Source organism: Motilimonas sp. 1_MG-2023 (assembly GCF_030547455.1).
Classification (GTDB): domain Bacteria; phylum Pseudomonadota; class Gammaproteobacteria; order Enterobacterales; family CBDFNC01; genus Motilimonas.
The window spans coordinates 16,237-38,909 of record NZ_JAUOPX010000043.1 but is presented as its reverse complement, the minus strand read 5'-3'; the positions used below and the strand labels follow the sequence as shown (position 1 = coordinate 38,909).

The window sequence follows — 22,673 nt, the reverse complement described above, 5'->3', positions numbered from 1 at the left end:
AAGTGAAACGCAGCAGCGCCGATGGTAGTGTGGGGTTTCCCCATGTGAGAGTAGGACACCGCCAAGCGCCAAATAAGAACCCTCGTCTAAGACGAGGGTTTTTTTCTAAATGCTGATATGGCTCAGTTGGTAGAGCGCACCCTTGGTAAGGGTGAGGTCCCCGGTTCAACTCCGGGTATCAGCACCATCTTCTTCTTCGTTATACAAGTCCTAATACCTCCTGTTATTTTGATATAGATAGAGAAATGCTTTCTTTTACTCGCTATATTAAGCTTCAATAAACATATTTTTATGTACTGATCTGGCAACTATTGCTGGGTTATAGAGAAGTGAGGTTTCAATGTTTACACAAAGTGCGATGCTATCTGATGGCAGCCCTTTTGCTGACTTTATTACTATTACACTCAATGATAATGAAGCTATTTCAGAGCAATTCCTTCCTTTACTGAAGCACGTTCCTGCTTTAATTAAAACAGTCAATCAAGCTGATAGTTCATGTAATATTGAATGGCTAGTCGCATTCTCTGATTCAGCTTGGGATAAGCTATTTAACACTGAGAAACCAGCGGCTTTAGTCCCGTTTACTGAGATGAAAGAAGCGAATCGCCACTTTCCTGCTACAGTGGGTGACGTGTTTATCTTCATTAAATCAAGTCGTATGGATTTAAACTTTCGCATTGCAAAAGGCCTTGTAGATCTGTTCGCCAGTTGTGCAACAGTAAGTGAAGATATTCAATGTTATGAATACCTTAAAGATCGTGACATGATTGATTTTGTTGATGGTACAGAAAATCCAACGGATCAAGCTCGTGCTAAAGCTGTCCTTGTTGGCGCAGAAGATCCTGCTTATCAAGGTGGCAGCTATATAACCTTACAGCGCTATATTCATGACTTAAACAAGTGGAATGACCTTAAAATCTCACAACAAGAGCAGGTGATTGGGCGAACTAAGGTAGAAAATATTGAATTAACTGGCGCAGAGAAGCCTGCCTATGCACATGTTAATAAAGGTAAAGCTACCGATGCCGATGGCAAAGAAATTCCTATGTATCGGCAAAATATGCCTTATGGAAATGCCATTGAGCACGGTAGTATGTTTATTGGTTTTGCCAACACGCCAGAAGTAGTGAATATCGCGCTACGCAAGATGATTTATGCTGATAGTGACGGCCATTATGATCATTTATTGGATTACACCCGAGCGGTTACCGGTGGGATTTTCTTCGCTCCGCCAGCAAGTTTTCTTAATAGTTTATAGAGTTATCTCCTAACATTTGCATCTCAGGTTAAGATCTTTCACACTCAGCTTCATCTGCTCTTAACCTGAGTTTTTCACTTGTTTAAGTTATACCATTCCAATCGTCTCGATTTTTTAAAAGAAATCCTCGCCCACTTGATCCAAAGTGAGCCGCTAGAGCATCCCTTTACTGCTGAGCAGATACTAGTACAAAGCCCTGGCATGGCGCAGTGGCTTAAATTAGAGTTGGCAAAGAAAACGGGGATTGCGGCTAATATAGATTTTCCATTACCGGCCAGTTTTATTTGGCAGATGTTTAAATTGGTACTACCTGGAGTGCCAGAAAAAAGTCCATACAACAAAGAATCGATGGCATGGGCATTAATGACCTTGCTGCCTAGCTATCTTGAACACCCCGCATTCGCGCCATTAAAAATCTATTTAGATAATGATGAATCAAGTCTGAAACGCTACCAGTTATGCCATAAAATTGCGGATATTTACGATCAATACTTAGTTTATCGACCTGAGTGGATTAACGCTTGGGAGGCTGGCTTACCCGGACCCGAATGGGAAGAACAGCAAGCTTGGCAACCTATTTTATGGCAAGCCCTCTATCAAAAAATCAATCAAGAATTCAATACTGATGAGGGTGTAAAGCCTTATCACCGCGCCGGCTTGTATGCCGATTTGATTAGCCAGTTGCAACAACACAATGAGGTCGCAGGGTTGCCTAAGCGACTGTTTGTGTTTGGCATATCAGCTATGGCGCCAGAGTATTTAAAGGCCTTGCTAGCATTAGGTCAACATGTTGAAGTGCATTTGTTTTTAACCAATCCATGCCAAGAGTTTTGGGATGATATTGTTGATGCCAAATACCTCGCCCGCTTAAGACAAAGGCAGCGCACCGAGTTGTCGCTACAGGATAATCAATTAGTCATTCAAGGCTCTAAAGCCTTGGTTCCCGATAGTTTTGAGCTGGATCCTGATATGGGTTATCAATTAGGTAATCCACTGCTAGCTTCCATGGGTAAGCTCGGGCGGGACTTTTTATACCAATTACATTCGTTGCAAGTCGATGATTACGGACACTTTATTGAGCCCGCAGCTGACAACCTATTAGCTTGGGTTCAATCGGATATTCTGTCTTTACACAATGCCACTGCGCAACCTCATCGTACTGTCGCGCCAGACGACAACTCACTGGCGCTAGTAGGTTGTCACAGTGCTATGCGTGAAGTTGAAGTGTTGCACGATCATTTACTGTCATTACTGCAGCAAGATCCCGATCTCACACCAAAAGACATCATAGTGATGATGCCAGATGTTAATGCTTATAGCCCTTACATTCAGGCGGTATTTGGCAGCGCGGCTCATGCTACCCATATTCCATTTTCCATTTCCGACCGCAGTGCTTACCAAGAAAACCCTATTCTGACCAGTTTTATTCAGCTATTGCGTTTACCTTTATCGCGCTGTACCAGCAGTGAATTACTCGAGTTACTGGCGGTGCCCGCTGTGTTAGCTAAGTTTGAAATTAGCCAAGGCGAGTTTGAGCAAATTCGCCAATGGGTAATTGAAAGCGGGGTACGCTGGGGGCTGGATCATCGCGATGGCGAGAAGTTCTCGTTACCTGAATTGCCGCAAAACACTTGGCTGTTTGGCTTGCAGCGTATGTTGTTAGGCTACGCCATGGATCAACAAATGTTCCAAGGGATCTTGCCTTACACTGAATGCCAAGGTTTGGCTGCCGCACCACTTGGTAAGTTATGCCAGTTTGTAAATCAATTAATAGAACTAAGCCGTGAGCTACAACAGCAGAACAAGGTGGAGCAATGGAAACATATTTTGTTCGCCTTACTTGACGATTTCTATCAAGTTGATGATGCTGACTTTGAAGCGCTCATGCTAATTAAAGAGCAGCTAAATCAACTACATCAACAGGTGGATGCCAGCGGCTTTGATGAAACCTTGAGTCTTGCGATTATTAGCGATTACTTACAGCAAAAGCTTAACCAGAGTAGTGGTGGGCAACGTTTTCTCGCTGGGCAGGTGAACTTTTGTACCTTAATGCCGATGCGTTCGATCCCCTTTAAAGTGGTTTGCTTATTAGGTATGAATGATGGTGCTTATCCGCGCAGTATTCCGCCATTAGGCTTTGATTTAATGGCGGAAAGAATGGAAAAAGGTGACCGCTCTCGTCGTGATGACGACCGTTATCTATTCCTTGAAGCCCTTTGTTCGGCGCAGCAACACTTATACATCAGTTACATTAGTCGTAGCATCAAAGACAATACCGAGCGTACGCCTTCGGTGCTGGTCAGTGAGTTATTGGATTACTGTGAGCAAGGTTTCCAGTATGAAAGCGATGATTGGCGTAAGCAGTTAATGACTGAATATCCGTTACAACCTTTTAGCCCGCGTTACTTTAATGGTGATTACACTACCTTTGCTCAGCAGTGGTGGTTTGATGGCGAGCGGCAGCAAAAGCTTAGTTTTGTTGAAGTTGAAAACGGTAAGGTGTTAAGCCAAATCTTGCCGACTGCTGACGCGGAGTTGAGTCAGCCTATAGAGCTGGATTTACAGCAATTAATCCGCTTTTTTCGTCACCCATGTCAGAGTTTTATGAACCAAACCTTGAAGGTGTGGTTGCCATTAGAAGAGGGCGGACAGTTTGATCATGAGCCCTTTAGTCTTAATGGTTTAGATAATTACTTGCTGGGTAACCAGATCTTAATTAAGCAGCTAGCATCCCAAGACACTCACGCTTTATTTGAAGAAGTCCAAGCTCAAGGTGTTCTGCCTCAAGGGCAGTTTGGCCTAATGGCGTTTCAGCGCCAAGTGGATGAAGTGAAGACCTTAGCGCAGCAGCTACAACCTTTACTTGAGCATAAGCATGAGGATTTAGCCTGCGAATTACGTTGCGTTTCTTGTTATGAGGAAGACGGCGTTGATATAGCGGTAAATTTAGTCGGCTGGTTAAAAAACCATTATGGCGCAGGCCTAGTGAGTTTTAAGGCTGGCGGCTTAAACGGTAAAGATTTGCTACAACATTGGATTTTACACTTAGCATATTGCGCCATGGGTTATCCCGCGCGCGCCAGTTACTTATTAGGCAAAGTGCAAGGTGTGGAGTTTAATTCGTTAGAGCAGGAATATGCCAAGCAAAAACTCACCGAGTTAGTTGGTCTATATCTTAAGGGCCAAACTCAACCGCTGCCTTTGTTTCCTAACAGTGCTTATGAATGGGCGGCTAAAATTTGTGAAAAAGAGCCAACGCATATTGTGCAAAACAGTTTTGATGATGCGTTGGCAATGAAAGCGAAGGAGCAAGCGTTAAAGCGTTTTGAGGGTAACTTTGTTGCACAAGGTGAGGGACAAGACCCTTATATTGCGCGTTGTTACCAAGATCTTAACTTAGTATGGGATGACTTTACCGCCAACAGTGCAGTGTTGTTTGGCCCGTTAATGGCCAACATTAGTCCTTTTGAACCTTAATGGAATTCTTGGTGTACGCCTCAATCTGGCAGGATAATATTTCGAAATCGCCGTGAACACATCCGTGTGGGCTCTGCATCAGCTTCCATGCTGATGAAGTTTCGAACCATTACCCTGCCAGGATCATCCAACCTCCAGCACTGTATAACCTCAATTCTGGTTAATATTTCTACCGCTGGATAGAGTATTTTTTTCCGGCAAATTTCGTTTTCAGGGATGAAAACGCAAAGCGTATAGGGATATATTCACAGCGTTTTGCAGGGAAAATATACTCTTTCCTTTATCTATAGCCAAGACACCTCAAGATGCAGGATTCAGAGCTGCTTATTCTGTTCAGTTTGAGGCAAAAAGACTAAGGAATTGTCAACCCTTTCGAGGCTTGTTAACGAAAAAATGGGCATAATGAGCGGCTCCCAAAGGGCGAGTTTTGTAGGCTGTTATGCTTTGTTGCTGATTTTCAACGTAGAATTACTATGTCTCAAATCAGCGTCGCGCCTAACAGCCTAAAAATTCTCGCTGAACAAGCATCTTGAGGTTACTTGGGTATATGATTCGGGTTAACTAATGCTTATCTTGGTAATTTAAGAATTCTTTAAATTCCGTTTCATACAAGTGGAATAAGACAAAAGTAGTGGCAATAATGATAGGTCCGTAAATTAGCCCCATTAAGCCAAAGGCGTGGATCCCGCCCATTAGGGACAGAAAGATAACTAAAGTGTTCATTGATGAAATGTTATTCATCAATACTGGCCGTAAAAAGTTATCGATAGAGCCTACCACCAGTACTCCCCACACCGCTAAAAAGGCGGCCCATTGCCATTCACCAGTCAACAGTAAAAATAGTGCAGCAGGCATCCAAATTAGCGCGGTGCCGACCACCGGAATCAGTGAAGCAAAGGCCATAATAGTCCCCCAGAATAGACCTGGAATCCCAACAATCCAAAAGCCAATGCCACCAACAATGCCTTGGCATAATGCGGTAAGAAATGAACCGAGTAATGCCGATTTAGACACCATTTGAATTTCCTGGATCAAGCTATCCTCTTGGCTACGAGACAATGGAATCGCATGGCGTAAAAACTCGGTTAGTTTGTGATAATCACGCAAGGTAAAAAACAGTACAAATAGCATTAGTACAAAGCTAAAAATAAAGCTAGAAATACTGCCAGCAAATTGCGCACTCAGCGATAACGCTTGTTTACCTGAGCTTGAAGCTAACGCCATTAAGTCTTGATTAATCTTTGCGCTGTCGAATACATCAACAGGCAACCATTCTCTTGCGAGCAGCAGTACTTGGCTCACCCACGGATGAGCAATCAGTTGCTCGATGCCGCCCGCCTGTATCCAAGCTAACACGCTTTTAGAGTAGCTGGCAGCTTGATTTAAAATGGCTAAAAAGATGAAAAACATCGGCAATAAGATCACGCAAGTGATTAATGTGCAGGTCAGCGCAGCCGCGACATTTTCTCGATGTTTGAGCTTGTTATTAATCCAGTTATGCAGTGGGTGGCATAGCATGGTAAAAATCAAAGCGATGATCACTGGTTCAATATAGGGGGAAATTAACGAGTAGCTGGTATAAGTCGATAGGCAAAGTGCCAGTAAAAGGATTACACGACCGGGGTGTTTCTCAAAATTTAACGCTTTCATTTTCGTTAACTATATGAATAAAGATATAAATACTCTACTCGTGGAGCCAAAAGCACACAAGGTAAAATCACGCTTTCGGTTGGCTGTAAGCAAGCTTTTTTAGCTTGATTCGGTATACTTAAGCCATCTTAATGCTCTTAGTTCGGTGATCCTCTTTTATGGCGCAACAGCTTGATGCAATTACTTTTCCCTTACATGGCCCGCGGTTAATTGAAGCCTCAGCTGGCACGGGTAAAACTTACACTATCGCCAGCTTGGTATTACGCTTGTTATTAGGTCATGGTGATGAGGCTGCTCGTCGCAATGCACCTTTGACCATAGATCAAATATTGGTGGTGACCTTTACCGAAGCCGCAACCGCTGAATTAAGAGATCGTATTCGCCAACGTATTCGCCAGCAGCGGCAGTTTTTTATCGATGGCATCGCACCTGATCATGATCCGGTCGGACAAGCGTTATTAAGGGATATTCCTGACTATCAGCGCGCCGCCCAAGCATTGCAAGATGCCGAGCGGCAGATGGATGAAGCGGCGGTGTATACCATTCATGGTTTTTGTCAGCGGATGCTGAAACAACATGCGTTTGAATCAGGCGCACTGTTTGAAGCGGAATTAATTCAAGACCAAAGTCATCTACTGTATTTGGCGGTCGTAGACTATTGGCGCATTCATTTTTATCCCCTTGATGTTGAGCTTAGCCAAGTTATTTATAGTATTTGGCCCGATCCCAGTGCGCTGCAAGGTGATTTACAAAACTTGCTGAGTAAGCCAAACCTGACGGTCTTGCCGCCGCTAACCGATGCCAGTTTGGCAGAAAAGCACCAACAAATTATTAGCCAAATTAAGCAAGTAAAGGCCGCGTGGCTTGAGGCTGGCAGTGACATTTTAGATATCATTAGTGACTCAGGTGTCAGTAAACGCAGTTACAGTAAAAAGAACCTGCCGAACTGGTTTGTGGCTGTTACGGATTGGGCGCAGCAAGACACTATCGATTATCAGGTTAGCGATAAGCTTAGTAAATTTAGCCAAGCCGAATTGTTTAATAAAACCGACAAAGGCGCAGCGCCAGAGCATCCGGTATTTACATTCATAGAAGAGCTGTTAAGTGCGCCTTTATCCATTAAAGAGCATGCTCTGCAGCAGGGGCTAAAATGGGTTAAAGCGCGCTTATCCCAAGCTAAGCAGCAAACCAATGAACTGAGTTTTGATGACTTACTGTTAAACCTTGGCGCCGCATTGGCTAGCCCAAGTGGTCAATTATTGGCTGAGAGTATTGGTCAGGCTTACCCGGTGGCGATGATCGATGAATTTCAAGATACGGACCCAATCCAATACCAAATATTTCATCATATTTATGGCGCGAGCACTGATGCTGGCTGGTTTATGATTGGCGATCCGAAACAGGCGATTTATGGCTTTCGTGGCGCGGATATTTTTACTTATATTCAAGCGCGCCGCGAGATTAGCGATCATTACACCTTAGGTTACAACTATCGTTCATCGGCCAGTATGATCAATGGCGTGAACCAGGTGTTTCTCCATGCCAATAAGCCGTTTATCTACGATCAAGATATTAGCTTTCAAGGGGTGAGTTACCCCGAAGGTAAGCCTGCTAAGCAATGGCTATTTGATGAACAGACACCGCCCGCCTTAAATATTTGGCTTAGCGAGCCTGAAGCGGGTTTGCTTAATAAGCACGATTACCAAAACCAAATGGCGCTGACCTGCGCCAATCAAATTAACCGCTTATTGCGTGCGTCGCAGCAGGGACGTAACTACATTAAAGATGCTAATGGCAAGACCAAGGCAATTAATGCCGGCTCTATTGCGGTGCTGGTTCGCACTGGGCGAGAAGCGGCTCGGGTAAAACAGGCGCTGTCAGATCAGGGCATAAAAAGCGTCTATTTATCGAATCGAGACAGTGTTTTTGCCACTCCCCAAGGCGTTGATCTGTATCGCGTGCTGGCTGCGTGTTTAACACCAACCGATGATCGTTTGTTACGTGCCGCGTTAACTACGTCATTATTTAACTACAGTGCGATTGCTTTAAATGAGCTGTTCGAAGACGAAAACGCGTGGGAGCAAAAGATAGCCGAATTTGTCGATTATCATACTCGCTGGCAAAAGCAGGGCGTGTTGGTGATGATCCGCGAGTTGTTATCACAGCAAGGGATCTGCGCGCGTTTACTGGGTGAATTAAATGGCGAGCGTGAGCTGACTGATTTACTGCACTTAGCCGAGTTACTACAACAAGCCAGCTTTGAGTTAGAAGGTCAATTTGCCTTAGTGCGTTGGTATATGGAGCAAATTAACAACGCCAATGGCAATGCTGATGAGCAACAATTACGCTTGGAAAGTGATCAAAATCTAGTGCAGATAGTCACTATCCATAAATCAAAAGGCTTGGAATACGATTTTGTTTTCCTGCCCTTTGTCTGTAATTTTCGCGCCGAAACCACCGCTTTATATCACGACGAGGCAACTGGGCAACAGTATATCGACTTAAGTCGCGCACCTGAGCATATTGTAGCGGCCGATAAAGAGCGCTTAGCGGAAGATTTACGCTTGCTTTACGTGGCTCTCACTCGCAGTGTGCATGCTTGCTACCTTGGCTTAGCGCCGCTGAAGTCGCGCATTGGTAAAAGCCCTATTTCCGACTTACATCAATCTGCTATTGGCTACTTGATTCAGCAAGGGCAAGAAATGGACTTAGCTGGCTTAAAGCAACAGTTAACAGAATTAGCTCAGCGTTGTCCCGATATTGCCATTAGTGCGCCAGATGATATCCCTGAGCCCTTATATGAAGAGGTTAAAGACTCACAAGCGCGCATTGCGTCAGCTATTTTTAATGGCACCATCGAAACCAACTGGTGGGTCACTAGCTATTCTGCGTTATCCCGATTGCATGAGCATGCGCCGTTACCTCGTAAGGAAGAGTTACCCGTCGCGGTAGAAGTGGAAGCCGAAGAAGGGAAGAATGTGTTTAGCTTTTACAAAGGCGCACGTGCCGGTACTTTTCTACATACCTTGTTTGAAAATATTGATTTTGCTAACGCAGACCGCCAAAGCTTAACTGAGTTAATTTTGCAGCAGTTAGAGCAAGAAGGTTATGAAGTGGAATGGCTGGATGTATTAGTTGAGTGGGTAGAGCAAGTATTGGCGAAAGACTTAGGCCAAGGTTTTGCTTTGGCCGATCTCACGCAAGATAAAAAGCTGGTTGAGATGGAGTTTTATTTACCCATAGCCGCTATTTCCGCGTCGCCCCTAAATCAATTACTGCTGCGCTTTGATCCGCTATCACAGCAGGCAGGGGCGTTGAAGTTTAACCAAGTTCAGGGCATGTTAAAGGGTTTTATCGATTTAACCTTTGAGCACCAAGGCAAGTATTACGTCTTAGATTACAAGTCGAATCATTTGGGTAATCAGCTCAGTGATTATCATCAGCAGGCGATGGCGCAGGGCATGATAGCGCACCGCTATGATTTTCAGTATCAGCTGTACAGCTTGGCTTTGCATCGGTTCTTAAGGCAGCGTATACCTAATTATGATTATGCTCAGCACTTTGGCGGCGTTTATTACTTATTTTTACGCGGTATGCAGCCTGGTGGTGATGGTGTGTTTTTTACTAAACCGGATGTTAACTTTATTAATGCCCTTGATCAGCTGTTCGCCGGGGAGGAAGTGCTATGCTAGCCCTACTTAACGAACTGCATCGCGTCAATAAAATTCGCCCTTTAGATTACTACTTTGCGCAGTTGATTAATGAACTGAGTCAGCAAGATGATGACGATACCCAAGCTTTAGCAACATTCTGTGCTGCATTTGCTAGCTATGAATTAGGGCAAGGTCACGTTTGTTTCGACGTAGCGCACATCGATAAACTCTTTGCCTCGGGCGGACCGCTGCAAGGCTATGAACTCGATAAATTAGCACTGCCACCACGCGCCAGTTGGCCACAGCATTTAGCGGCCAGTCAGGTTGTCGGTGATGGGCGGCCGATGCAGTTTGAATTAGGCCGGGTTTATCTATCTCGTTACCAGCAGTTTGAACAGCAAGTCAGCCAACGTTTAGCGGTACCTGCAAACATTAGCAATAGTGCAACATTAACATCTGCTTTAGCTGAGTTATTTGCTGAACGTGGCAATAGCAATGAGATTAACTGGCAAAAAGTCGCGGCGGCGGTGGCGGCAACATCGCCCATTTCAGTGATATCCGGTGGCCCCGGCACGGGTAAAACCACCACAGTCACCAAATTATTAGCCTTGCTTATTATGCAGGCCCAACAGCAAGAACAAAGCTTAGATATTCGCTTAGTAGCGCCAACCGGAAAGGCGGCGGCGCGTTTAACCGCTTCCATTGGCGGCGCGCTGGCGTCGTTAAAATTATCTGAACAAGTTAAACAAGGAATTCCAGTACAAGCCTCGACCATACATAGATTGCTTGGCGTGATCCCGGGGCGCAATGAATTCAGGCATCATCAAGAAAACCTGCTGCATTTAGATGTGTTAGTGGTCGACGAAGCATCAATGGTGGATCTTTCCTTAATGGCAAGGCTATTGGCGGCGTTGCCGAAATCCGCCAAGCTCATTCTCCTGGGCGATAAGGATCAATTGGCCTCCGTTGAGGCTGGCTCGGTATTAGGCGATATTTGTAGCTTCGTAGAACAAGGTTACAGCCAAGGGCGCGCTGAGCAATTGGCGCAGCTCACTGGTTTTGATTTAGTTCATCACCATAAGGTGAGCGCGGCGCCTTGTGTAATGGCGGATAATATTTGTCAACTGCAAAAAAGTTACCGATTTAATGAAAACTCGGGCATTGGCTTTTTAGCCAGAGCGGTCAACGAGGGCCGAGCGGAGCAGATTCCGCCATTGTGGGATAAGTTTGCTGATATTGAGTTATTCGCCCTCGACCAACAAGAACAGCTCAAAGCCATGGTACTAGCAGGTTACGGCTGTTATCTAGAGCTGTTAAAACAAACATCAGCAACAGGAGCCCGCTTTGATGAACATGTACGGCAAATTCTTGAATCATTTAACCGATTTAAACTGCTGGTGGCGCTACGTGAAGGAGCTTATGGTGTAGCAGGATTAAACGAACAGGTTGAGAACTGGCTGAGTGAGAAAAATCTAATCAGCCTTAATCAAGATAATGGGCCTTGGTATATCGGGCGGCCGGTGATGATCAGTCAAAACGATCACCAAGCGGGTTTATTTAATGGCGATATTGGTGTGTGTTTAGCCAATGAGTCGGGAGATAAGCGGATTTACTTTGAACTGGCCGATGGTAAAGTGCATCACTTTTTACCGAGTCGTTTACCTACTCATCAAACCGTGTTTGCGATGACAGTGCATAAAAGCCAGGGGTCAGAGTTTGATCATACAGTGATGATGCTGCCTGAAGCGATGAATCCAGTATTAACCCGAGAACTGGTTTACACTGGCATTACTCGAGCGAAAAAGAAATTAAGTTTGTTTGCCCCTGTGCATATATTAAATCAAGCGGTGCGACAAAAAACGCAGCGAGCGAGCGGGTTAATCGAGCGATTAGCCGCTAAATAATCGGAGTAATAATGAAAGTATATTTAGATTTATCCACTGTGTATGGTTGGCAAGACTTTCATGGCGAAAGCTTCCATGTGTTTAAATTCACAGGCTTTTATGACCATGACATGGAGTCATGGACTAATGCGATGATCAATATGATTGAGGATGACGACGAACTAACGGGTATTTACCTAAGTGGTGATGAGCATCTCACCATCATGTTGTCAGGCGTTGAAATGGTCATCAACAATTGTCCTGAAGTGTTGATGGGCTTTATGGAAGGGGTGGCATTGGTAAATCAACGCTTTGCTGACGAAGGTGTGAACAGTCGCATTCGTATTATTGCTAGTTAGAAGGAATCTTCGATGGAACAAAATCTGAGTTTATTTGAAACCCGAGTGCTGGGATGTTTATTTGAAAAGGCGGTTACCACACCGGATTATTATCCGTTAACGTCCAATGGTTTGTTAAGTGCCTGTAATCAAAAAAGCAATCGTGATCCGGTGTTAGCAATGAGCGATAACGACCTGCAAAATACCTTAGATGAGCTTAATAAAAAGCGCTTGGTGACGGTAGAGTCAGGTTTTGGTAGTCGAGTTAATAAGTATGCTCATCGTTTTTGTAACACTGAATTTGGTGAATTAAAGCTATCGGATGCCGAATTGGCGATCATAGGCGTGTTGTTCTTGCGCGGTCCGCAAACACCGGGTGAGCTAAGAACGCGCACCCAGCGACTACATGAGTTTGCGGATGTTACTGAGGTTGAAGCTTGTTTAGATGCAATGTCACAGCGCGCAACACCGTTAGTGAAAAAGCTAGCAAGACAAGCCGGTAAGCGTGAGAGTCGCTATGTGCATTTGTTTAGTGAAGTTAATGAGGCTGAATTGACGGTGGCGAGTGTAGCAAGTGAAAATCTGGGCAATGATAATAGCCGATTGGAGCAGTTGGAATCAGAAGTGGCGGTATTGAAACAAACCGTTGCTGAGCTGCAGCAAAAAATATCAGATTTGTTAGATTAACCGTCACTCACTACGACTAGGCAGCCAAATGGCCTAGTCGAATTTCATTAAATTCAGCATACAATTCTTGTAGCTGCGCTTTTTGCTCTAGATAACTCAACTGGTTGGCCACAGCTAATTCAGTAATGGCTAGATCTGCACTATTTACATCATTTAAATCCATATAGGCCATCGCTTTGATGTTTAATCCCGCCAACTGCGCCATGTATTCACCCGCTTGGATTGCACGGTTAGCGAAAAACAACGCCTGCTCGTGATGAAATGCTCTGAGCTCGAGTTGCGCTTGCGCGACGTCTTGCCCGAGCATTTGTGTGGCAGTTGCTTTTCCGCTGGACAAAGCAAACAAGCCAAGTAAGGTTCCGGTGATGCTTCGCATAATGACCTGCAATAGCCTAATAAGTTAGACAATAAAACTACTAATCCATGAGTTAATAGTTACCTTGTAGGGAAGAAAGCGCAAATCACAATGAGGAGAGGTGTGATCATGGATCTTGTTTTTGACTGCTTTGTTACATTATTTGTTAACAGGATCAAAAGGTATTAACAAACGCTGTAAATGGTGATCTACTCTGGAAGGGTTAGAAAGCCTTCTTCCTTTGATGGGGGCGCTACATGGCCTAGTGTAAGTGGACTACTTGGCGATGGTCTGCACTGAGTCAATCACTTTAATCTGCCGGAAGAAGGCATTTTTTAACGCAATGTTCATAAAGCTACTATTTAATAAAAGTTACTATTCGGCTCTATTATTCTCAATGCCGCAAGGGTTGTTCTCTATCTTGGGGCAAAACACCCGATGCTGATGCTTTTTTATCACTTTTTACTTTTGTCAAACGCTTAACTGGTGGCATCAGCTGTGTTCATAATAGATACGTTTACACTGGCTCCTCTGTTGTTAACTAGGTATTAAGTTTTACTTGTTACTCAGTTACTAACACTGGTGTTGCTTTCTATTGCTTTTTCACTTTTATGTTTCGCTATAACACTTTCGATATTACGTTTGTTTCATTATTAGCACTTTACTAACAACTGGCTGGCCTTGTGGCTCTGCCAGATCCGATATGCGATGGGAAGCTTTTGCATATCTCAAGTTAATTGTGGAACCAAAACTCTTATTGAGCAAATACAAATTAGAAATATATTTGCACAAGTTTGAGATTTATCCTGTGAGTGTGCGACAATTCTGTCAGTATTTTCAGGAGCCTTGTTATGGAATCAACGTTAAAACAGAAATTTACCGAGCTTAGCCGCGGTGTTTACTTTATTGGCACGACGCCACCGAAAGAAAATACTGAGCTTGATCAAGTCAGCACTATTGCCGCAAAGTTGTTGGCGAGACTCGATGAGATTGAGTTCGACGGTTTGATCGTCTACGACATACAAGATGAAACCTCGCGGATTGATAAGCCACGGCCATTTCCGTTTAAATCAACTCATGATCCCCGTATGTATAGCCAATTATTACGAGAGCAATCTGGTCGTGAAGTGATTACCTATAAAAGCGTATCGCAACGTGATGAGGCTGATTTTTCTGCGTGGTTAGAGCAGGCTTGGCAAGATTTTTCTATTCGGGATTTAGTGCTGGTGGGAAGTCCTTCTTCTGAGGGTGATATTAAACTGCCTTTGGCAGGTGCTTATCAAGTGCTGGCCAATAACTCTTTAGACTTCCAATTGGGTGGCGTGACGATTGCAGAGCGCCACGCTAAAAAAGGCGATGAGCATTTACGTTTGTTAACCAAAGGTGAACAAGGCTGTGAGTTTTTCATTTCCCAAGCAGTTTATGATGCCCAGGCTACCATCGATTTGTTGACGCGATACGCCCATGAATGCCAGCAGCAAGGGAAACAGCCCGCGCGTATTATTTTAACTTTTTCCCCTTGCGGTAGTGCTAAAACGTTAGAATTTATCGAATGGCTTGGCATTTCAGTGCCTGAAGCGACAAGTTTGCGCATTTTAGCTGCAGATAATCCATTGGCTGAGTCGATCAAAATTTGTCACAATAACCTACAGCAAATTCTATCTGCTTGCTTACCATTGGGGATTCCATTGGGTTTAAATATAGAAAGCTTAACCAATCGAAAAGAAGAGATAGATGCCGCTATTTTGTTGTTCAAACTCCTTAAAGCTACTTTGGAGCTATCTCTGGCTGAACAGCAATTAGAAGAGCTTTAAGTATTAATAATCATAATAGCGACTTGAGTAAGGTGCTATTAGCAATCATCATTGTTCTGATTGTTTCATGATTGGCGAAAACCGCCCCCTGAAGCCGTTAGTAAAGTTAACCTGATGGGGCCAGTACTATTTGATTTCGCCCTGCGCTTTTAGCTTTATACATGGCTTTATCCGCTTGTTCGATAAGTTGTTTCGTACTGATTTCAGGCGTTGGCGTTAATGCGGCAACGCCAATCGATACAGTTAAATAGGGCTTAACCTTTGATTCCTTATGAGGCAGTTTTAAATCGCGGATCGTCTGCTGAATTTTCTTTGCCATCACTTGGCCTTGCTCTGCGTTGGTGTCGGGCGATAAGACAATAAACTCTTCGCCGCCAAAACGAGCGCAGCAGTCTGTTGCCCGGTGGCACACTTTCTTTAGTGAATCGGCAACGTCTTTCAAACATGCATCACCACTTAGATGGCCGTATAAATCGTTATAATTTTTGAAAAAATCAACGTCTAGCATGATTGCGCATAGAGGCTTTTTAAGCCTTGTCATGCGGCTCCATTCATTTTCTAACGTTTGTTCAAAGCTACGTCGGTTATGCAATCCGGTGAGGGGATCTTCTGTGGATAGGGTTTCTAGCTTTTTATTGAGGGTTTCTAGCTCATAGGTGCGTTGCGCGACCTTTGCTTCAAGTTCAATATTAAACGCAATCACTTGTTCCTCAGCGCGGCGTTTTGAGATCATTTGTGCCACGTTAAGACCGAATAAACGGATCAATTCTTTTTGTCCTGAATTTAATACGCGACGGTGGGTAAAGTTATCGGCGAACAGGTATCCCATGATGGCGTCTTTACTGCGTAGACACACCACCATATTCCAGCCATAGCCAATTATTTTTGCATCTTGATAAAGCGGCGCTGGGTCCATAAAGCAGTAATTTTTTCCAGAGGTGGTTGCCAAACGCATTATTTCAGTATCAGGCTTGGCCGATTCATAGTAAGACTCATCCACAACTTTTCCAGTCATGTCAGTACCATATGTTCCGGTTAGCTTAGTGTTGTCACTGTTGCTGAGCATAATCGCCACTCGGTCTAAATTCATTTTAGTGCGGGCTAATTTAACAGCGATGTGGCATACGTCTAGTACACTACTGGCATCAGACATTTCAGAAATAGCATTGTTGAGAAAAATCAAATCACTTTCACTGCGCCGACGAATGAGCTGTTGAGATAAGGCTGCGCCATAGTGCTGCAGCAGCTTTTTTTGATATTCATGTAAAGGTGCTTTGTTAATTAAATTATCGATGGCAAGCCAGCCAATCGCTTGCTCTCCATCGCGTAAAATCAACATTGCATTCCAACCTTGTCCGACAATATCCTTAAGGGTATAAAGGGGGGCGTTTTCTAGTATGACTAGGTTTTGTTTAGGGTTACTCAAGGCCTCGAAAAATATCGGAGCTAAGGTTGAGAGTTTAAAATTTGCTTGATATTCATCAGTGGTAACTCCTCTCGTATCTGTGCCATAAGTGCCGGACATTGACTGTGTTGAATGATCAATTAAAAACAAACTCGCTCGGTCAAAGCCAAGCTCTTCTCGTATACTGGTGACAGCGTTAAGGTACAAGCTATCTAAATCTAAACAGCTACTTAGCTTTAAATTTACTTGCTGTAATTTATTCATATGCTCGATAAAAACTTTTTGTCGACTTATTTCATCTTTTAAAAAGCCCTCTTTCTTATCTCGCTCAAATGTTTGCTGAAAAATTTTTTGCTTTAGTTCAAACCCCTGCATAGCCAATGCAGTTTGATGCAATATATTGAGAAGGTTGGAATCGCCTTTGCAGCTGGCTGGTGCGTTGGCTGATTGTGGAAGTTCAACTAGCAGCAATAGCTGCTCTTGATGAATTTGCAGTAGGTTCACCCCGTAGAATCGCGCAAAGTCGGCGTACTTATGCTTTTCTAAAATGAGTTCTGGTATTTGTTCGTAATTATAAAAAGGAGTAAGCTGGCTTCCTCGTTGAAAAAACAACCATAACACCTCTTCTGGCACCTCAAGTTCAGCTTGTTCAAGAGTTATACTTTCATGTCGAGCAGGGTGCGACTTTTTTTGCTGGCTAATTATTTCAAAATTTTGCTCCTGTGCTAACAGGTAGGCGTTAATGGCTTCGGTACGTTTGAAAATAAATTCAAATAAACACTCGCACAGTTGGCGGACATCCTGAAAACTATGTAATTTCTGCTCTAAGATGAGCAATTCCGCATCGCTGATAGATCCCATATGGCCTCGTCTGCAAGGTTCCTTCTTTTTAACACTCTGAAGTATAGGCTAACTCGTTCATGGCTGTGTTTTATCTATTGCGATTGTGATTAAGGTTGCAGGAGAGCTTGAGCATTATAACTGATGAAGGGCGAGCGCATGAATGTACAAAATACAATCAACCAAGCGAACACAGTGGAATTTTCTATACGAAACGCTGTGAAATCATCCCTCAAAAGCTGTTGATGGCTTAACCGCTGCATCCTTGCGGCAGATATTCGTCTAAGAAAACATCGTTAGACGCTCAAAAAATTACGGAGTTAATGGCTGTTTCGACTAAAGAGGGGCGAGGCAGTCCATTCATTTTATGGCCCATGCGAAAATCCTTTACATTCTTATTGGAAAAAAGTCACCGGGTAAGCTGCCTGACTTGAATGAGGTTTGCGTACTGGAAATTTAAGCTTTTATATTGCTGTAGGACGAACTGGTTAAGCTCCGGTTAAGCTTAGCGAGTGTATCTTCTATGCATCAGGTAATTACTGGCTAGGACGGACTTTAATCTTGATATATAGATATAGCGTTTTTTACTGCCGGCAATATCGATGTTTTGATAGCCCTAACGTTTGCCGGCAGATTTTTTCTCCTCAGTAAGCTCTCCTCCTGTTTCTCTCGTATCGTTTTAGTTGACTCTTTGTTAAAGTCACTGAATTCATTGATGGAGTGCTCAATATGAAATGGTTTCTGATTGGTTCTGTGTTAGTTTTATCGCCCCCTGTTTTCGCTCAAACGAGTCCTATTGAAATTGCCCCACGGATTGTCGGCGGTACTGCTGTGAATCAAGTTGTACCTTGGATGGTGAGCCTGCAGGTTGAATATAATCAGGAATTTTTTCATGTTTGTGGAGGCTCGTTAATTGCGCCGCAATGGGTGTTAACGGCAGCCCATTGTGTGGCTGATGCCAGTTACAGCGGCCAGTTGCATGCGCGCTTGGGGATCACAAATTTAAGTCAGCAAGGTGAGTTGCTACGCGCCGATAAAATATTTACCCACCCTAGTTTTAGTCCCGTAGATCTATCCAACGATATTGCCTTAATTCATCTTGAACGAGCAAGTACAGCGACGCCGGTTCAACTAATCAAACCTCTTGATTTCGCAAATATTCCTTATCAAAGCCTGTTCCGTGTCATTGGCTGGGGGGCAATCAATCCAGCGGGCGATGAATATGGTCCACAGCTCAATCAAGTTGACGTGCCTTATGCTGATTGCAGTGGACTAAATTTACCTGATGGGGTTATTTGTGCGGGTGGTAGGCTTAACCGAGATGCTTGTTTTGGTGATAGTGGTGGGCCGCTCGTTGCATTTAATCAAGGACAATGGCAGCAAGTGGGACTTGTGAGTGCTGGTTATGGGCAAGCGTGTGGTGAAGAAAATATCCCTGGTGGTTATAGCGATATCAGCTACTTTAGTACTTGGCGGCAAGCTAACTTAAGTCAGGTTTGGTTGGCGGATAAAGTGGTGGATGAAGTGCCTTCGCTTGAGGAATATCCCTTTAGCATTACGCTACATAATGATTCATCGCAAGTGGTTAGTCTGGCAGATATCATTACATCAAATGAGGGCTTAATGGTGCAATATGGTGAGTTTGATACACAGATTTTACCTCATACTCATTTGTCTATTCCTTTACTTTATTATCCTTATCTTGCCCCTGGCTCAACGTCGAATCGCTTTACTTATCAAGTGATTGCTCGGTTGAATGAAGATTTAGACAATGATGGCTCTAATGACTTTATTTCGTCAAAGATTGTACTTACTGTCGCCCCTGTGTCACCTGAACCGACTCCTGTTCCGACCGTTGCCCCGCCACTCCCTACTCCTACTGTCACTCCAACCTCATCTTCGAGTGGTGGCAGTCTGTCTTGGTTGAGCTTGCTTGTTTTAGCTGGATTAGGACTTAGAAAACGATATTAACAAACAAAAAAAGCGCGGCCTTCCGCGCTTTTTATCGGGTTGTGCTTCTTATTCCATTTACTTTTCTGTCACTTTTGGAGTTTGTGTCAGTAAAATATAGCCAATCACACCTGAAATAACGGAGGCAATAAGTACCGCCATTTTTGACGTTAACTGATTAACTTCAGCAATGAATGCAAGGTCGGTAATGAATATCGACATGGTAAAGCCCATACCAGCGAGAAAGCCTGCACCGATAATATGGCGCCAAGTGATCCCTTCCGGTAGAGCACCGATTCCTAAGGCAACCAGTGCTCGAGTGAATAAGTAAATACCTAAAGGTTTACCGACTAACAAGCCGAGCCCGACCCCTAAAGCAATAGGGCTTAATAACTGCGACATGATTTCTTGGTTAATTGGAATACCCGCATTGCCTAGTGCAAACACTGGGACAATGAAGAGGGTCGCAATAGGGTGTAATGCTTTCTCTTTCAATTGTAACGGATTGGATGCTTCGTAACTTAAGTGTTTAATTTTTCTTAATGTTTTTATAGCGTGCTTGCTAAGTACGTCAGCCTTATCGTGACGGTCGGCCTCTAAGCTATGCATGAGGTGCTTTAATTTTTCTAAGTAGTCATTCATCGCCATACCACGGCGTGATGGTACGGTGAATGCAACCGCGACTCCAGCAATGGTAGCGTGTACACCAGAAGCTAAAAAGCCCATCCAAACAATACCTAAGCCCGCAACATAGTAAATCCAAAGTTTGCGTACACCGAAACGGTTGGCCGCACCAAGAATGGCTAAGCCTATAATGCCGTAAAGCAATTCACTGAAGTTAATCTCGGAAGTATAAAAAATGGCAATAACCAGTACAGCCATTAAATCATCACCAATTGCCAGTGCTGATAAGAAGACTTTTAATGCCAACGGAGCCCTGCTGCCAACTAAAGCGAGCACGCCTAAGGCGAAGGCGATATCGGTTGCCATAGGCACGCCCCAGCCGCGTGCAGTATCAGTGCCGCCATTAAAGGCAAAATAAATAACCACAGGAAGAATAACACCACCTAGCGCAGCAACAACGGGTAACGCGGCTTTTTTCACCGAAGACAGCTCACCATCCAATAACTCACGCTTGATCTCTAAGCCGATAAAAAAGAAAAATATTGCCATTAAGAATTCGTTGGCAATGGCATGTAGGTTAATGCTGTGTACATCTTTAGTGCCTGCGCCTACTTGCCAAATTGTTGCATGCCAAAAGTGATGATAATGCTCAGGGGCTAAGTTTGCCCAAAGCAAGGCGGCTAAAGTGGCGGCAACTAATAGTGCTCCCCCTGTTATAGGGCTGTGTAGCCAGGCCATTTTCTTTCCGGCCATAGAATGCTCCTTTAAATAGAATCTAAATAAAATATAAGGTTACAGTAAAAATTTGAAATTGATAAAAAAAATTGTGTTTTAGATGGGCGCTTGGTTTTTGTCGCTAAGTTTTTCACTATTTTCTATTTATGTTAACCCATGTTAGTTGCTCTTTTGTTGGTATTCAGGGCTTAAATTTTGTTGGAGTACGCTTCAATTGAGATGTATTCATTATAAAATTTTGATGCTTAATGCATTCTGATGGTTTGAGACTAGGATTCATTGAGTTGTTTTGCTAGCCTCTGCGACGTTAATTTTCTTAAATAAGGTTAAACATGAAAAAGACCCTGATCGCAGTTGCTGTTTTAGCAGCCGCTGGCGCTGGTAGCGTTTACTATGTTGGCGAGTACACCCAGCAGCAAGTAACTGCATTAATCGAACAAACGAATCAACAAGATAATGGCGTTAATGCAAAACTAGTGAACTACGATAAGGGCTTTTTAGCTGCGCAGTCACAGATCGAATTAACCTTTGAGAACCCCGACATTGCCGAACAGAAATGGGTGTTGTTAGTAGATGGCGATGTCCAGCACTGGCCTTATAAAGCGGTTATCAATTCTAAAGTATCAGTAACGGACGAGACCAGCAAAGAGGTCGTGCAAAAGTTGTTTGGTACAACGGCTCCCTTTACAGCGCAGGATGAGATCAATTTGCTGGGGCAGCTACAAGGGGATGCTCAGCTAGCACCAATTGATCTTACTGAAGGCGGAAACACAGTGTCCATGACGCCTGTGACCATGACTTATTCCATGAATTTAAACGAAATGTCAGGTCAGTCATTAATTGAATTGGCGTCGTTGAATATTAGTAGCCAAGACGGTGAGCGCTTTGTGTTTAAAGACTTTAAGGTTGATGGTGATTTTGCTCAGATAGCCGGTTCCAGCCTGATGACTTATGACTACTTATTTAAGATAGCCGAAGCAGAAGTACGCACCGATGAAGCTAATGCCGATTTTACCCAAGTTACAATGCAGACAGCTTTTAAACAAGGCTCTCAAGCTAATACCTTAGACACACTACTGGGTCTCACAGTTGGTAACTATGTGTTGATGGGAGATGAGCTATTGGCATTTTCTAATACTGCGTTTGAGCTCAATGTGACAGGGTTAGATGAAACCGCTTTGCTTGAGTTATCTCGCTTGCAGACTAACCCTGAACAAATTGATGAGGCGTTGGCACAGCAGTTGGTATTTGATCTAGTTGGAAAAGGAGCGAATGTCTCTGTATCCAAGTTAACATCGCAAACCCCTTGGGGCGACGTTAATGCTGATATCAACATTAATTTACCGGCAGGAGCCATTGATAAGACTATCCTAATGCGCGGTCCACAGGCTGCATTAGGTTATATTTCTGCTTCAGCCAATGCACGTATGTCTAATAAATTTCTTGAAATACCAGGCATAGGTGATCAACTGAATGTTGCCATGATGGTTGGGGTGTTGGCGCAAAACGGTGAAGAGTTAGTGCTGAAGGGGTCGTTAAAAGACGGCCAACTAGTGGTAAATGATAATACTTTTCCTTTGCCTGGGATGTAACTTTATCCCTTGGGACGACTGAGCCTGTAAGCTCAGTCGTCACTCACCTCTTTTAAACTCGCCTTTAGTTGCGCCAATTTAAAAGGTTTAACTAAAAAGTGCCGATAATTTATCCCTGTGCTCTGCAGTGCGCGTTCATCATCTAAATGCCCACTCATAAAAATAAACGGGATATGATCTGGAATACTTTGCTTTAATTTTATTCCGTCCATTTCGGGCATGCGAATATCTGAAATAATCAGGTCGGGTACTCGGTGTAACATAGTCGCTAATGCTTGTTGGCCGCTTTCTGCTGCGTCAACTTGGTGGCCGAGTAGCTCCAAGCAATCTGTTAAGCAATTAATAATATCGGGCTCATCATCAACGAGTAGAATGTTCACTTGTTATTAACTTCCCTGTAAAAATTGGTTTT

General features: G+C 43.8%; 14 protein-coding genes and 1 tRNA gene. 10 read left to right on the top strand and 5 right to left on the bottom strand.

Annotated elements, in window-relative coordinates; genetic code table 11:
* Positions 1 to 111: 111 nt before the first annotated feature.
* The 3 genes from Q4519_RS17875 (at position 112) to recC (ending at position 4,735) form a co-directional block, all read left to right on the top strand.
* Positions 112 to 187, top strand: a tRNA-Thr gene (locus Q4519_RS17875).
* 153 nt (positions 188 to 340) lie between these two features.
* The gene (locus tag Q4519_RS17870) at positions 341 to 1,258 is read left to right on the top strand and encodes a Dyp-type peroxidase (RefSeq protein WP_303514629.1); all 918 of its coding nucleotides are present in this window, start codon (positions 341 to 343) and stop codon (positions 1,256 to 1,258) included.
* Between the two features lie 78 nt (positions 1,259 to 1,336).
* Entirely contained in the window at positions 1,337 to 4,735 is a 3,399-nt protein-coding gene (recC, locus tag Q4519_RS17865; RefSeq protein ID WP_303514627.1) for an exodeoxyribonuclease V subunit gamma, read from the top strand.
* 561 nt (positions 4,736 to 5,296) lie between these two features.
* On the opposite strand, the gene Q4519_RS17860 is transcribed toward recC, so the two are convergent.
* Positions 5,297 to 6,385, bottom strand: a complete 1,089-nt coding sequence (locus Q4519_RS17860) for an AI-2E family transporter (RefSeq protein ID WP_303514625.1) — start codon at positions 6,383 to 6,385, stop codon at positions 5,297 to 5,299.
* A 158-nt stretch (positions 6,386 to 6,543) separates the two neighbouring features.
* Here Q4519_RS17860 and recB point away from each other — a divergent pair, with 158 nt between their 5' ends.
* The 4 genes from recB to Q4519_RS17840 are packed head-to-tail and all read left to right on the top strand — an operon-like array spanning position 6,544 to position 12,946.
* Positions 6,544 to 10,077, top strand: a complete 3,534-nt coding sequence (gene recB / locus Q4519_RS17855; RefSeq protein ID WP_303514623.1) for an exodeoxyribonuclease V subunit beta — start codon at positions 6,544 to 6,546, stop codon at positions 10,075 to 10,077.
* Positions 10,071 to 11,942 (top strand): exodeoxyribonuclease V subunit alpha, encoded by a 1,872-nt coding sequence (gene recD, locus Q4519_RS17850; protein WP_303514621.1) that lies wholly within the window; start codon positions 10,071 to 10,073, stop codon positions 11,940 to 11,942. Before recB ends, recD begins: the two co-directional genes overlap by 7 nt.
* An 11-nt stretch (positions 11,943 to 11,953) precedes the next feature.
* Positions 11,954 to 12,280 carry a hypothetical protein gene (locus Q4519_RS17845; protein WP_232803889.1) on the top strand — a complete coding sequence of 109 codons (327 nt, stop codon included), beginning with the start codon at positions 11,954 to 11,956 and terminating at the stop codon, positions 12,278 to 12,280.
* 12 nt (positions 12,281 to 12,292) lie between these two features.
* The gene (locus Q4519_RS17840; RefSeq protein ID WP_303514617.1) at positions 12,293 to 12,946 is read left to right on the top strand and encodes a YceH family protein; all 654 of its coding nucleotides are present in this window, start codon (positions 12,293 to 12,295) and stop codon (positions 12,944 to 12,946) included.
* A gap of 16 nt (positions 12,947 to 12,962) precedes the next feature.
* Here Q4519_RS17840 and Q4519_RS17835 read toward each other — a convergent pair whose 3' ends face one another.
* Entirely contained in the window at positions 12,963 to 13,322 is a 360-nt protein-coding gene (locus Q4519_RS17835) for a hypothetical protein (protein ID WP_232803887.1), read from the bottom strand.
* An 830-nt stretch (positions 13,323 to 14,152) separates the two neighbouring features.
* Between Q4519_RS17835 and Q4519_RS17830 the strand changes: the two genes are divergently transcribed.
* Positions 14,153 to 15,115, top strand: a complete 963-nt coding sequence (locus tag Q4519_RS17830; RefSeq protein WP_232803886.1) for a methylenetetrahydrofolate reductase — start codon at positions 14,153 to 14,155, stop codon at positions 15,113 to 15,115.
* A gap of 106 nt (positions 15,116 to 15,221) precedes the next feature.
* Here Q4519_RS17830 and Q4519_RS17825 read toward each other — a convergent pair whose 3' ends face one another.
* Positions 15,222 to 17,381: a sensor domain-containing diguanylate cyclase gene (locus Q4519_RS17825; RefSeq protein WP_303514614.1), complete on the bottom strand. Its 2,160-nt coding sequence runs from the start codon at positions 17,379 to 17,381 to the stop codon at positions 15,222 to 15,224.
* A gap of 708 nt (positions 17,382 to 18,089) precedes the next feature.
* Here Q4519_RS17825 and Q4519_RS17820 point away from each other — a divergent pair.
* A complete protein-coding gene (locus Q4519_RS17820; RefSeq protein WP_303514613.1) occupies positions 18,090 to 19,331 on the top strand; it encodes a trypsin-like serine protease in 1,242 nt (413 codons plus the stop codon).
* A gap of 57 nt (positions 19,332 to 19,388) precedes the next feature.
* Here Q4519_RS17820 and Q4519_RS17815 read toward each other — a convergent pair whose 3' ends face one another.
* Entirely contained in the window at positions 19,389 to 20,687 is a 1,299-nt protein-coding gene (locus tag Q4519_RS17815; protein ID WP_303514612.1) for a Na+/H+ antiporter NhaA, read from the bottom strand.
* A 314-nt stretch (positions 20,688 to 21,001) separates the two neighbouring features.
* Between Q4519_RS17815 and Q4519_RS17810 the strand changes: the two genes are divergently transcribed.
* Positions 21,002 to 22,261: a DUF945 family protein gene (locus Q4519_RS17810; protein ID WP_303514610.1), complete on the top strand. Its 1,260-nt coding sequence runs from the start codon at positions 21,002 to 21,004 to the stop codon at positions 22,259 to 22,261.
* 32 nt (positions 22,262 to 22,293) lie between these two features.
* Here Q4519_RS17810 and Q4519_RS17805 read toward each other — a convergent pair whose 3' ends face one another.
* Complete coding sequence (locus Q4519_RS17805; protein ID WP_303514608.1) at positions 22,294 to 22,641, bottom strand: response regulator; 348 nt, start codon at positions 22,639 to 22,641, stop codon at positions 22,294 to 22,296.
* Positions 22,642 to 22,673 lie beyond the last annotated feature (32 nt).

Coding starts and splice junctions, on each gene's coding strand:
- Q4519_RS17870 (WP_303514629.1), top strand. CDS start 341: ATGTTTACACAAAGTGCGATGCTATCTGATGGCAGCCCTTTTGCTGAC.
- Q4519_RS17860 (WP_303514625.1), bottom strand. CDS start 6,385: ATGAAAGCGTTAAATTTTGAGAAACACCCCGGTCGTGTAATCCTTTTA.
- recB (WP_303514623.1), top strand. CDS start 6,544: ATGGCGCAACAGCTTGATGCAATTACTTTTCCCTTACATGGCCCGCGG.
- recD (WP_303514621.1), top strand. CDS start 10,071: ATGCTAGCCCTACTTAACGAACTGCATCGCGTCAATAAAATTCGCCCT.
- Q4519_RS17845 (WP_232803889.1), top strand. CDS start 11,954: ATGAAAGTATATTTAGATTTATCCACTGTGTATGGTTGGCAAGACTTT.
- Q4519_RS17840 (WP_303514617.1), top strand. CDS start 12,293: ATGGAACAAAATCTGAGTTTATTTGAAACCCGAGTGCTGGGATGTTTA.
- Q4519_RS17835 (WP_232803887.1), bottom strand. CDS start 13,322: ATGCGAAGCATCACCGGAACCTTACTTGGCTTGTTTGCTTTGTCCAGC.
- Q4519_RS17830 (WP_232803886.1), top strand. CDS start 14,153: ATGGAATCAACGTTAAAACAGAAATTTACCGAGCTTAGCCGCGGTGTT.
- Q4519_RS17825 (WP_303514614.1), bottom strand. CDS start 17,381: ATGGGATCTATCAGCGATGCGGAATTGCTCATCTTAGAGCAGAAATTA.
- Q4519_RS17820 (WP_303514613.1), top strand. CDS start 18,090: ATGAAATGGTTTCTGATTGGTTCTGTGTTAGTTTTATCGCCCCCTGTT.
- Q4519_RS17815 (WP_303514612.1), bottom strand. CDS start 20,687: ATGGCCGGAAAGAAAATGGCCTGGCTACACAGCCCTATAACAGGGGGA.
- Q4519_RS17810 (WP_303514610.1), top strand. CDS start 21,002: ATGAAAAAGACCCTGATCGCAGTTGCTGTTTTAGCAGCCGCTGGCGCT.